8 protein-coding genes are annotated in these 12,601 nt (G+C 55.3%); 3 read left to right on the top strand and 5 right to left on the bottom strand.

Features of this window, described 5'->3' with window-relative positions; genetic code table 11:
• Positions 1-180 precede the first annotated feature (180 nt).
• The 3 genes from NOV72_RS10445 (at position 181) to NOV72_RS10435 (ending at position 4,276) form a co-directional block, all read left to right on the top strand.
• Positions 181-1,521 carry an MFS transporter gene (locus NOV72_RS10445; protein ID WP_106854509.1) on the top strand — a complete coding sequence of 447 codons (1,341 nt, stop codon included), beginning with the start codon at positions 181-183 and terminating at the stop codon, positions 1,519-1,521.
• Positions 1,522-1,690: 169 nt separating this feature from the next.
• Positions 1,691-2,731: an amidohydrolase family protein gene (locus NOV72_RS10440; protein ID WP_106854508.1), complete on the top strand. Its 1,041-nt coding sequence runs from the start codon at positions 1,691-1,693 to the stop codon at positions 2,729-2,731.
• A 324-nt stretch (positions 2,732-3,055) separates the two neighbouring features.
• Positions 3,056-4,276: a porin gene (locus NOV72_RS10435; protein ID WP_106854507.1), complete on the top strand. Its 1,221-nt coding sequence runs from the start codon at positions 3,056-3,058 to the stop codon at positions 4,274-4,276.
• Positions 4,277-5,054: 778 nt separating this feature from the next.
• On the opposite strand, the gene NOV72_RS10430 is transcribed toward NOV72_RS10435, so the two are convergent.
• From NOV72_RS10430 to NOV72_RS10410, 5 genes are all read right to left on the bottom strand, one after another.
• On the bottom strand, positions 5,055-6,479 hold the full coding sequence (locus NOV72_RS10430; RefSeq protein WP_106854506.1) for an aldehyde dehydrogenase family protein: 1,425 nt from the start codon (positions 6,477-6,479) through the stop codon (positions 5,055-5,057).
• Positions 6,466-8,163, bottom strand: coding sequence for an NAD(P)-binding domain-containing protein (locus NOV72_RS10425; protein WP_181290969.1), 1,698 nt, complete (start codon positions 8,161-8,163; stop codon positions 6,466-6,468). The genes NOV72_RS10430 and NOV72_RS10425 overlap by 14 nt, the downstream gene beginning before the upstream one ends.
• Positions 8,164-8,332: 169 nt before the next feature.
• Complete coding sequence (locus NOV72_RS10420; protein WP_245932981.1) at positions 8,333-9,310, bottom strand: Bug family tripartite tricarboxylate transporter substrate binding protein; 978 nt, start codon at positions 9,308-9,310, stop codon at positions 8,333-8,335.
• A gap of 116 nt (positions 9,311-9,426) precedes the next feature.
• Complete coding sequence (locus NOV72_RS10415; protein WP_106854504.1) at positions 9,427-10,785, bottom strand: MmgE/PrpD family protein; 1,359 nt, start codon at positions 10,783-10,785, stop codon at positions 9,427-9,429.
• A 698-nt stretch (positions 10,786-11,483) separates the two neighbouring features.
• On the bottom strand, positions 11,484-12,554 hold the full coding sequence (locus tag NOV72_RS10410; protein WP_106854503.1) for an amidohydrolase family protein: 1,071 nt from the start codon (positions 12,552-12,554) through the stop codon (positions 11,484-11,486).
• Between the last annotated feature and the right edge of the window lie 47 nt (positions 12,555-12,601).

Raw genomic sequence — 12,601 nt, 5'->3', positions numbered from 1 at the left:
CTAGGTCTCGAGCCATATGCATTATGCGTGCGTGAGACGATAGTCATCAAGTTTCACTGCTCGGAACCGATTCTGAATTTATTGACCACAACCGTAAACCGAGCTAGATTGATCTCGCTTTCGAAATTTTGCGGTTGCCTCAATAAAACAGACTCAGACCGGGTCGAACGGAGACACTACATGGATACATCTGCCCCTAGCTCTAGCGTCCGCCAGCGGCGCTTGATCGTCGCGTCGACCTTCATTGGTTCCACCATCGAGTGGTACGACTTCTTTATCTTCGGGATCATTTCCGCGCTCTTTCTAAACAAGCTATTTTTCCCGACCTTCGATCCCACCATTGGAACCATCTTGGGGTTCATGGCATTTGCCACGGCCTGGTTGGTTCGTCCGATCGGAGGCGTTATTGCCGGTCACCTTGGTGACAAGATTGGGCGGAAAACGACGCTGCTCTGGAGCTTCATCATCATGGGCGCGGCGACCACTCTGATTGGTTTTCTCCCCACCTATGAGACTGCGGGATCGGTCGGCGCGATTCTCCTAGTCTTGCTTCGCGTCCTGCAGGGCCTTTCCGCTGGTGCCGAGTATGGCGGCGCTATCGTCGCAGTGGTCGAGCACGCTGATGAGTCGAAACGCGGGCTTTTCGGCAGCGTTCCGCAGAGCGCCTCGTTTTTTGGCTTGCTACTCGGAAACGCAACGTTCCTGCTGATGATCAACCTGGACAAGCAGGCTCTTATGGACTGGGGATGGCGAGTCCCGTTCCTTCTCAGCGCAGGGATGCTCGGCGTAGGCATGTACATCCGAAATAAGGTTTCTGAGTCCCCTGCCTTCATCAAGGCCAGAGCTTCGGGAAACATCGAGAAGGTTCCGTTCATGACCGTCCTTCGCGAATATCCGAGGCAGCTCTTCGGCGTAATGTTTGCCCAAGCAGCGCCGAACACCTTTTTCTATACATGCGCTGTAGCAATGGTTTCCTACACCGTATCAAAGCTCGGCATGAACCAGTCGGATATGCTGATCGCCGTATGTATCGGAGCGGCAGTCGAGATGTTCACCATCCCGATGTACGGTGCGCTGGCAGACAAGATTGGTCGAAGAAAGGTCTTCGTGTGGGGCATCTTTGTACTCCTCGCTTCTGCGCTCCCCTTCTGTTTCGCAGTTGAAGCAAAGTCTTACATTGGAATCGTAGTGGGCTATGTCTTCGTGCTGGGTATTGGACACGCGGCCTGTCACGGCTCTCAAGCTTCCCTTTTTGCAGACATGTTTCCGACTTCTGTTCGCTACACTGGAATCTCCGCTGGATACCAAACCTCTGGCGCAATCTTCGGAGGCCCGCTTCCCATCGTCGCAACCGCACTCATCGCAGCGCAAGGTGGAGGCATTCGCCTGTTCTTTGGATACACCATGTTCATTGGGTTCGTTAGCCTGGTCGCAATCATGGCTAGCAAACCTCATTACTCTCTCGTTAATCGTTCAGCCGGGCAGGATGATAAGTCGCGTCAAGCAAACGCCTCGACCTGAGTCCCACAAGAAGGCGGGGTGCGACTGAGTGGACTATCCCATTGCACCCACGCCCTATCGAGACCAGTAATGGCCGATTGCGAGCGTCTTGCCCTATCGAGATCAGTAATGACCGATTGCGAGCGTCTTGCTCTCGAAACTGCGAACCCTCACGAGTACCCAATCACCCATGCCTGACGAATCAATCCAAGCGGCGCTGAAAGCTCACCCAGTTGCAGACTTAGCATGGCTTGCACGGCGCAAAGAAGAAATCGTAGAGCCTGCGCTACCGATTATCGATCCGCACCATCATCTCTGGGATCATCCTGGCGACCGGTACCTCCTCGACGAGGCCCTGCAGGACTTCACATCCGGGCATAACGTCGTCGCAACTGTACATCTACAGTGCAGATCCATGTACCGTGCCTCTAGTCCTGAAGAGTTTAAGCCGGTTGGAGAAACGGAGTTCATCAACGGAATTGCGGCTCAGAGCGCCAGCGGCCTCTATGGTCCGACAAAGGTTTGTGCCGGCATCGTTGGAACCGTCGACCTGCTACTTGGGAATCGGGTCGAGCCTGTGCTGGAATCTCACTTGGCGGCTGGAGGTGACCGATTTCGCGGAGTGCGTCCGACTATCGTTTGGCACGAGAGCAAGGAAGTCTTGCCAGCCGATAACGTACCGAACGTCCTCTCGCGTCCTGAGGCGATGGCCGCTGTGAAATCAATCTCCAAGTTTGGGCTCTCGCTGGACCTTTGGGCGTTCTTCACCCAACTCGACGAAGTCGCTCAAGTCTGTCGCGACAACCCCGACCTTACCGTCGTGGTTAATCATGCAGGCGGTCCGCTCGGTATTGGCCCTTATGCAGATCGGCGCGAAGACGTCTTCGTCGAATGGCGAAAGAAGCTGGAAATCGTTTCGCGCTGTGAAAACGCGGTGATCAAGCTCGGCGGACTCGCCATGCGGTATGGTGGATTCGCGTTTAACGAACTTCCTGAACCACCTTCCTCCGACTTACTAGTCGAAAACTGGAAGCGATATTTTGATGTCTGTATCGAACTATTCGGCCCGCAACGTTGCATGTTCGAAAGCAACTTTCCCGTAGATCGCGGAATGTGTAGTTACCAGGTGCTTTGGAACGCGTTCAAAAAACTGACGCGTCAATTCTCGGAAACCGAGCGTCAATGTCTTTTCAGTGGTACTGCTGCTCGTGTTTATCGATTGGCGGACTGAAGGCGGACACGTACTTCACGCATCACGGGGCGTGACCACCGTCGGTCCGATGATTAGAGTCCGCCTGTTTGCGCCCCAACAATAAATCGCATCCCTTGCTCGAAGAATGGCGAGAGAGGGATCATCGGGGCGCGCAAGTTTTCCGATCGTATCGGCGCCTCAATACGCTTACTAAGCTTTCCAAGAACGGGATCTGCTTGCCTAAAGCTGCAGTCCCGCAATACAGCGCGTTAGCCTATCGCGCCCCGTGTTTCTATAGTAGTACTACTCACACAGTAAAAGATTAGGCTTCCCTCGAAAGCTAACCACAAAGGAGAATTGGAGATGAAGAGGCAGCAGTTTCAAGCGGCGCTTATTGTTGCGGGTACAGCGGCGCTTTGGCAGTCCGCGGCACACGCGCAGAGTAGCGTCACGCTCTACGGGATCGTAGACCAGGGGTTTAGCTATCAGTCAAGCCAGACCACTTTGGGATCAACCTCCGGTGGTCGATCCGCTATCAAAATGACAACCGGTGTCTGGGCAGGCAGCCGTTTCGGCTTTAAGACAGCCGAGGATCTTGGTGGCGGTACTAAAGCAATTTCGCAGTTGGAGGCAGGATTCAGCTCTTCGACTGGCGCACAGTCCGTAAGCGGATTACTGTTCAACCGACAGGCCTTTGTCGGGTTGACAAACGATCGATATGGGGCACTCACGGCGGGCCGCCAATATGCTTCGTATTATCAGATCCTGCAGCAATTTGGACCGACCAGTTGGACATCAGGGTATTTCGCCGCGCATCCTGGCGACGTTGACGGCCTTGACACGACGTACCGCGCGAACAACACCCTGGAATACATGTCTCCAACCATCGCCGGCTTCAGATTTAGCGGTTCGTATTCCTTCGGGAACGTAGCGGGGAGTGTGTATAGAGGCTCGACCTGGGCGACGGGGCTTCAATACACTCAGGGCCCTATTGGATTCGGGGTTGCTTTTTCTCGAATCAACAATTCGACTCCTGGCGGAGGCGCATTCGGCGCAGACTCCGCCACGTCCAATAACGGTGCCCAAGCCGGCGTGTCGGCTGTCACGAACGGCTATCAAACCGCTCAAGCGCAACAAAGATTCGGTGTCGGCGCCAGCTACGCTTTTAGCGGTTCTTTCGACATCAGAGCGACGTACACCAACGTGCAATACATTCCGGGTCTGGGATCAAGATTCCGTGATCTTGAGATTTTCAATACCGGGGGCGTTGAGTTGCACTGGAAGCCGAGCACACCGTTGGACCTCGCTGCCGCGTACAGTTACACCCGCGCCACGAAAGCGAACGGAATCAGCAGCAGTGCCCAATATCAGCAGTTTAATCTTTCTGAATATTATGCATTATCAAAGCGCACGGGTCTGTATGCCCTTCAAGCCTATCAACGCGCGAACGGGCAGACTCTAGGCACTAACGGTGCTGGCAACATTATCAACGCAACCGCCACCATCGGTGATGGTTTCAGTTCAACCCCGTCGTCGTCCAGAAGTATGTTTGCTGCGGGCGTGGGGATTATTCACCGGTTCTGAGCCATCTGCGTCATCTCTTGACCAGCCGCGCCGTACGGCGCGGTTGTCATCCGTTGGTACGCTCGACCAACCTATCCCGACCAACACGTGATGAACATTGTTCGGCCTCGACAAGAGCGTCTGTGCTACCGCGAAGAGCTCGCGGTCGAAGCCCCTCGAGAGAGGGAGCGAAGCCGAGATCGTGTTATCTAGCGCGCGAGCAGCATGTTGCCACGCCGAAGTGCGAGCGGAGCCTTTTCCATCGGCGTTCGCCCTCAATCGAGTCAGACGGAGTCAGTTGGTTTATCGACGCAACCGCTGTCTTACCGTCGAATCGATTCCACCCTTTCTTGAAGGGTGCCGCCGTGTACGCATCGGTTTGCTGCGAAAGTAACCTGAGCCAGCGGCGGCCTGATGGTATGTTGGGCAGCCAAAACTCAATTGCGCCACTGATGCGTGTAATCGTACGCGACTCCACCGTCCAGAGCATGCGTGAATCGATACCAAAAGCTCGCCTGCGCCATTGCTTAATGTCGCCGTTCCAATTACAGGAGCTGACTTTGCAGCGCCCGTCCGATGAGTTAAACTCGGTTGATCACTCCCTTGATCCGCTCACCCCATTGATGCAACGTGTCGACGCGCGACGCCGGGTCTTGGTTTGCCGCAGGTGAATGCCGAACGCGCCGGAAACAAGCGCGCTCGGTGGCCTCCTTTTCGAAGGTCGAATAATTCGTCTCAGGACGTGAAGACGGCAGAGGGACACACAGGTAGGGCAGTCAGATGCCCGATTTGGCCTCTCTCACGAACTGGCAAAGCCAATCATTGCTTTGACTTCGAGGTACTCCTCGAGACCGAAAACGCCCATTTCACGACCATTTCCCGACTGCTTGTATCCGCCCATCGGAGCTACATTATTGGACGGTGCGCCGTTCAAGAATATGCGGCCAGCCTGCATGCGTTCACCCACCTTTCGCGCCGCCTGAAGATCTCCGGCAAAGATATAACCACCAAGGCCATAGCACGTTCCGTTTGCAATCTGAATCGCTTGTTCAATGTCGCGATAGGTGATTACAGACAGGACGGGCCCAAAGATTTCCTCTTGAGCGATTGTCATGTCGGGCGTGACGTCAGCAAATACTGTCGGACGAATGAAGTAACCTCGATCGAGCCTTTCAGGCCTCCCGGGTCCGCCGAAAATCAACCTCGCCCCTTCTTGTACTCCCTTTTCGATATAGCTTTGGACCCGATCGAATTGAGCTCGGTTGACAACCGGCCCAATCGTGGTGTTGGCGTCCTGTGGATTTCCGACCCGCACTTTCTCGGCTTCACGGCGAACGAAGTTGAGAAAAGTTTCAAGTTGATCATCTTTAACGAGAATACGGGTCGGAGAATGACACGATTGTCCCGTATTGGAAAAGCCTCTCGTCACGTTAAAGCGCGCGGCGGCCTCCAGGTCGGCGTCTGGAAGAATGATATTCGCGGACTTTCCGCCGAGTTCCTGGCACACCCGCTTGACCGTATCGGCTGCAGCCTGGGCTACGAGCACACCTGCTCGAGTGGACCCAGTGAACGAAACCATGTCGATCCCGCGGTGCCTCGATATGGCCTCTCCGACCGTCGGACCATCACCATTGACAAGGTTGAAAACTCCGGGTGGTACGCCCGCAGAATCGAAGACCTCGGCCAATACCAATGCACTGACCGGCGTGTATTCACTCGGCTTTACCACCACAGTACAGCCTGCGGCCAGAGCGGATCCAAGCTTGGTGCAAAGCAATTGCAGGGGCCAGTTCCATGCCGAGATCAGTCCGCAGACACCGATCGGTTCTCTCCGAACGATGTTGTCGGCCATCATCTGTTCAAACGAATAGTCGCCGAGTGTGATAATAGCCTGCCGAAAGGCTTGCAATGCGGTACCCGTTTGTGCGGTTAGTGCAGCAGGCGCGCCCATCTCCTGCGTGACTGCCGACATAAGGTCATCCTGCCGACGTATGAACGCCTCAACGACGTTCTGTAGCAGTTCGATGCGCTGTTCCTTCTGCGTCTGGCTAAAGGACTCGAACGCCTTGCGCGCCGCCGCGACTGCACGATCAACATCCTCCCGAGCGCCAAGAACTACGCGTCCGTATGGAAGCTCAGTTGCGGGGTCAATTAGCTCGAAGCTCTCCTTGCCAACCGGCTCGCACCAGCGTCCGTCAATATAGAACTTATCAAATTGTTTCATTTTTCTCTTCGCTATACGTGAGTGGAATCTTAAACAGAGCGGCTAGCGCATCGACGTTTACATTTGCCCCAAGCACGTTCTGCGCTGCCTCAACACGGGCGCGAACAGTATTTGCCAGCGACATCGGAACACAGAAGGCGGACGCCATCTGCGAAACCAGTACCAGGTCTTTGACATACCATGCTAGCTTGACGTCGGCCGTGGGTTTACCTGTTCGAATTGCGGCAATGACACGGCGGAAGCCTGCAGTCCAGCCCGAACTTCGTTCGATGACGTGATCCAGTAGATCTAAACGCAGGCCAATCTTTGACGCCAATGCAAGCGATTCATAAACAATGATTCGATTGCTCGCGCCTAGGGCGTTCTTAACCAGCTTGGCAGCTTGCCCACTACCGCTCGGGCCAAAATATGAAACTTTCCCACCCATCCTCTGCAATAGCGGCTCTACGACCGCATACGCCGTAGGGTCCCCTCCACACAGAGTGACCAACGTACCTTCGGCTGCTCCTTTTGGACCGCCTGTTACAGGCGCATCAATTAGCGCAACGCCCCGCTCTCGGAGCTTCTCAGCCATCATCCGCGTATCGAACGGACTTCCTGTCGTTTGGTCAACGACAATCTTTCCCGTCCTTAATTCGTCAGCTATTCCTCGCTCACCAAAAAGGATATTCTGAACGTCCTTCGAAGTCGGCACGCAAAGCATGATGACGTCACACTTTCGCGCGAGCGTGAGAATGTCGCTCGCAGCAAAAGCCCCCATCTCGACAAGTTGTCTGACACGCGCCTGACTCACATCAAAGACATAGAGTTCGCTTGCCACGCTCAACGCTTGCCGCGCCAAAGCCGCTCCCATCGTTCCTAGGCCCACGTAGCCAATTATCGGCGCTTGCGTAGTGGAGGAAACGTCTCTATCGAAAAGTTCTGAGCGATGGCTGGGAACGACTTCAACCGGCTGTTTGCCGACCAAAATTCCCGCCATGGATCCAATGACGGTGTGCATGTCGTTTAGGTCTGCGCCAGCCCCGACCATATTTGCACCCATTGTAAGCAACGAACGTGTGTGCGTCGTCAGAGGCATGGGAACACCCAGTGCCGTGCCGAGGTCGATCATCCGATTCAAATCGCCAATCGCGGAGGTTAAAGATTGCTCACTCGTGCGACCATCCTTATACAAGACGGGAAGCAGTTTTTCGGAGATTCGACTTCGTCCGCTGCTCAGGTTTATCGCCTCGACCATGTCGGCCAACGCGAGTCCCGCTCGGAACCCCATCGCCACCGATTCCAAGTTCAAAAGCCGACCCGTGAGGTACATCGTCTGGTTCATCAACGCCACTGCGTGCGCATGCACCAATCGCGGTCCGCAGTATACGACCGAGTCGATTGCTTGAAGAATAGGTAAGGCCTTCGCATAGGCATCTTGGTGCCCCGAAATGAGTACCGTACTCACCTCTGATCCAAGGTCGCGAATGGTGGTCGCCGATATAAAAAGTACATCGTGCTGCTTAAGTCGAAGTTCGGCTTCCTCACTCCACCAATTCGCCTCACCGTCCAGGTCGACAAGTACTGTCCCTGGCGAAAGCCGGCTAAGGCATTCTTCCCTATCGAACTTCGCAGGCTCTGCTTTATCTGCTTCGCCGAGGCGTAAGAACACGATGTTGCAACCGAGGGCTTGTTCAATAGCCACAAGCGCTCGGCGGTGACCACCTCCTCCCGGTGCCGTCCCGGCCTCACTTGGATTACATCTCGTCAACTCGGGAAGGCACTCCAGGCGGTTCGCCCAATCGCCACTCGGTCCAATGTATGCTACCGAAATCATCGTCTGCTCCTGACTTATGCCTTGGCGGATTCGAAATCTATTGCTTCGGAATGCCCGTATCCTTGATGACTTGACTAGTGGTTTCCAGATCTTTTCGCAAGAAGGCCTCGGATTCCGTGGGCGATGCGTAAAAAGGCTCAGTTCCCTCGGACTGAAGTCTGGACTTGATTTTCGGATCGTTCAACGTCTTCGCTAACGCGTCGGATAGCTTCTTTACTCTGTCGGGAGGTGTGCCCGCCGGTGCGAAGAGCGCGAGCCAGTAGTAGTAACTGAAGCCAGGAACTCCCTGTTGCGCTGCCGTCGGGAGATTCGGAAGCACGCTGACCGGCGCGTCGGACGTGACTGCCAAGGCACGCAGCAGTCCGCCGTTCAAACCGGGTTGACTGCTGCCGTACGCATCAATCAAAAAACTGACCCGACCTGCAATTACGTCAGGCATCGCTGCACCATTCCCCTTATAGGGAACGTGTTGCATCTGTACGCCCGCCTTCTTCAGCAGCATTGCGGCAGCGATGTGTGTCGTAGTGCCGACGCCGGCAGAGCCATAGCTGATAGTGCCTGGCTTTTCCTTCGCGTCTTTAAGCAAGTCTGAGAGAGACTTGTAGGTTGACTTGCTGCTCGTCACGATCAGCGCCGGTGACCGAACCATCGTCCCTACATCGATGAAATCTTTCAGTGCGTCGTAGCCGGGTTCTTTATTGAGGGACTGCTGGATTGCGAGCGTGCTACCTGTCGACATCAAAGTATATCCATCTGCCGGTTGCTCCTTGGTGTAACGGATTCCTACCAAGCCCCCAGCCCCAGTACGATTATCAACGATAATCGATTGCCCCAAGATTTCTCCGAGCCGCTGGCAAATCACACGAGTCGTCACGTCTCCCCAGCCGCCGGCAGCGACTGGCACGATAACGCGGATCGAGCGTGTCGGGAAGTCATCGGCGGCCCAAGCGCCGAGGGGCGCGGCCACAGTAGCCGAAATGATCACTCCTGCGATAAGTCTCGTCAACCTAGTCATTAACTGTCTCCTAATCTTGTTTTGTGTCTCGCTTACTGGACCTCTTCCGCCTGCATCTCTTCCCGAAGGCTCGCTCGATTCGATGCAGGCGACGACCAACGGATCTTAGAATCTTCTTACTCGTTGTTTAGCGTGTCGACCAAAACCTTAATATCATCAAGTGCGGTCAGCCCTCGTATCAATTGAAAGCTTCTGTCAATCGCGTCCACATTGGCGCCTCCGTATGGCATGAGCGCCCTATATTTAGATTCGACCTGATCCCATTCGATGCCGCGCACGGCAGCGCCTTTCGGAAAGCGGATCGACCGCTCAATAACACGTCCATCATTCGTCTCAATCTTGACGATAGCGCCGCTTTTGTACAGGTTCTTATCTGGGACGTCGTAGTCGACCCGCGTCACGCGATCGAACAGAGATCTAATGCGGGGGTCAGAAATCTTTTCGGGGAATGCATGCGGCCAACTGTAATCTTGATCAGCTGCGCCGGCCGCAGCAAAGTAGAAGGGACTATGTGCGATGCCAATTAGATCGGTTGGATTCTTTGGTCCGGGAAACGGGTAGTCGGGCAACGTGAACGAGATGTGGTGGATGTCAGTCACATCCAACTCTCCTTCTCTTGCGGCGAGGGCCGCCGCTTCTGCCACCGCATGAAACGGAGAGCCGCCCGGGACCATCTTGATTCCGAGTTCAGTCAAAATGCTCCACTTACTTCCCAACTGGTCGATCACGGCGCTGGCATCGTGTTCCCCACCCAGAGTCTCGAAGAAACCACGCTTCATTTCGAATGTTCCGAGCTCTGCCTCGTATCCCAGCCCGGCCGCCTGAGCGCTGTAGACGCCCATCATTGCAGCATTGCCAGCGTGGTATTCACGAGCAAGACTTGTCGCTGCCGCTGCGTGCAGGCCGCCCATGGAAGTGGCGGCCAACGATAACGCATGCGCCGCAGCGTCTCGGCTCAGGTTGAGCAAACGCGCGGCCGCCGCCGCCGCCGCAAAAGTCGCAACAACGCACCCGTGGAAACCCTTGCGCTGCAACCCGCCAATCATCGCTGTGTTGATGTTGCCCGCGATCTCATACCCAACAATGATCGCCTCAACGATTTCGGCGCCCGATGCTCCGCGCGCTTCTCCCACTGCCATCGCCGCTGCGCATGCTTGGGTTCCGCTATGCACGATGTTACGAAGGTCGCTATCGTCAGACGCAGCAGCGTCGCTCATTAGCGCGTTCAACCTAGCACTTGCCACCACTGGCAAATGCTCCCACTTGCCGAACCACGCCGAACTCTCAGACGCTCCTCCTCTGCTCAGCTCCAGCGACCTGATGAGCTTGCTCGAATCGAGAGTTGATCCCAACGCCGCGCTGGCGAGCGTACTTGCCAGAAGCATCTTCCCGTAGTCGACCGCGTCTGGCGGCATATGCTCAATATTCGATTCCGTTATGAAGCTGGCGTAACGGAGAGAGAGATATTCACTCATTGATGGTTAGCGTTCCCACATCTCTGCGAATTAGCTGGAGGGTATCGGTGCCGTGCAATCTCGGCAGCGTCAGAATCGACTGTACGTCGAAGGTACCGCAGTGTCAACGAAAAAGGAACGCGTTTCATTGAGTGAAACTTACGAATTCGGTGAGACCGTAGATTACGGAAAGGCTATCGAGGCTCAGATATGGTGTGAAAACGCTGTCGCCGGCCCTGAAGATGACCGCGTTTTACAATGTTTTTGGTGAGCGCCGCACTCTCGAACCGCCGAGCGCTGATCGAGGAGCGAGGCTGGACGGGACTCGCATTTCTACTTGAGCGGTTGAACGACTGCTTGTGTTCGGCCACGCCTCCTATGTCACAGCAGTCGTAGTCTTGCCGCGTCGGTCAACATTCCTGGGCGCACGCAGCGCTCGATGCTCAAAACGAAAACGCTTATCGACAGCTCCGAGCGGCCAACGTCGGGCCAGTACGTTGGTGCGAACGATATATCCAGCTAGAAATGCCTGCTCGCCGCTGAGCTGCGGGTGAAAAAAAGTCGCTTGCGGAAATCTTTGGTAGGTTTCCTCAAACGACTCCCCGATGAGCGCACCGATTAAATTTACGCGGCGGTGAAGCTCACGGCGTAACACGTTCCACATAGCAACCGAAGCTTCCAACTAACAGGTATTGCACCTCACCGGAGGTTCTGAACCCCTACTGAAGCCGATAGATCCGAGCGGCATTGTCGCGATAAAGCGCGCGCTTCTCAGATTCGGAGTAGTGTCGCGTTACGCGCTTGAAGGCATTCCAAAGCACACCGTATCCGCAGGTTTGCTTATCGACCGGAAAGTTGCTCTCGAACATGCAACGTTCAGGGCCGAAGAATTCGATACAGGTCTCAATGTACGGTCTCCAAGATGCGGCTAGTGCTTCGGATGTCGGGGGTTCCGAATACAGATGATAGTTCCAGCCGCAGTAGAGCATCCCGAGCCCACCGATCTTGACCGTCAAATTTGGATGCTGCGAAAGCTGCTGGATGTACGCGCGCCAAGTCGAGAACACCTCGGGACGATTCACATGCGGCGGAACGCCGAGGATGCCACCCGCGTGGTCAAGGATGACATTCGTATCCGGAAACTCGCGAAGAAGGCTTATCAGATCTGGTAATTGGGGATAGAAAATCCACGCATCGAATGATAGGTTCAGTGGCGCGAGCCTCGCGAATCCTTCTCGGAAGTTGGAATCCAGAAGAACGTGAGGACGGGCGAACGCGCGCCCAAATCCGGCCTGTCCCGAATCAAACGTTGCACCGTGCCGGATTCCGCGCAAGCGGCCGCGACCCGCCTCAAGCATCGTATCGAGTACAGCTTGCACATCGCTGCCGAGCAGAAGATCTGCATGCCCGACAATTCCGGCGCACAACTTGGGGCCTTCCGGTCGCTCGGTCGCGCATGCATCGGCAAACATGCTAGCGAACTCAACTTCACCAACTGGGCGCATCGACTCTGGACCGGTCTCACGGTAGTTCGCTTTAAACTGCATGTACACGGTCGCCTCGATCCGATGGCCCGTTCCTATGTCAGCTAGCAGTTCGTCCGCGAGATAGCGCCCGCGCTCGTCATTCCAAATATGGTGATGCGGGTCGATGATAGGAAGCTCAGGCTCCAGGGCTTCTTCGACGCGTCGCTTTGTCCAGGAATCCAGCGCTTTGAGATCTCGATCGTTGTTGCCCCGAAAATCCACCACTGTCGCTGGGCTGGTGTCAGTCTCGTTCTGCGTCGTCACTTCGGAACCTCTCTTCGTTCAATGCTGATGCTGGCTGTCGACTGTCG

This window comes from Caballeronia novacaledonica, from assembly GCF_900258035.1.
Lineage (GTDB): Bacteria > Pseudomonadota > Gammaproteobacteria > Burkholderiales > Burkholderiaceae > Caballeronia > Caballeronia novacaledonica.
This window is presented reverse-complemented; position numbering and strand designations above follow the sequence as displayed.

What these genes read in the sequence shown, in the direction of transcription:
- NOV72_RS10435 (WP_106854507.1), top strand. Translation starts at nt 3,056, where the DNA reads ATGAAGAGGCAGCAGTTTCAAGCGGCGCTTATTGTTGCGGGTACAGCG.
- NOV72_RS10430 (WP_106854506.1), bottom strand. Translation starts at nt 6,479, where the DNA reads ATGAAACAATTTGATAAGTTCTATATTGACGGACGCTGGTGCGAGCCG.
- NOV72_RS10445 (WP_106854509.1), top strand. Translation starts at nt 181, where the DNA reads ATGGATACATCTGCCCCTAGCTCTAGCGTCCGCCAGCGGCGCTTGATC.
- NOV72_RS10420 (WP_245932981.1), bottom strand. Translation starts at nt 9,310, where the DNA reads ATGACTAGGTTGACGAGACTTATCGCAGGAGTGATCATTTCGGCTACT.
- NOV72_RS10440 (WP_106854508.1), top strand. Translation starts at nt 1,691, where the DNA reads ATGCCTGACGAATCAATCCAAGCGGCGCTGAAAGCTCACCCAGTTGCA.
- NOV72_RS10415 (WP_106854504.1), bottom strand. Translation starts at nt 10,785, where the DNA reads ATGAGTGAATATCTCTCTCTCCGTTACGCCAGCTTCATAACGGAATCG.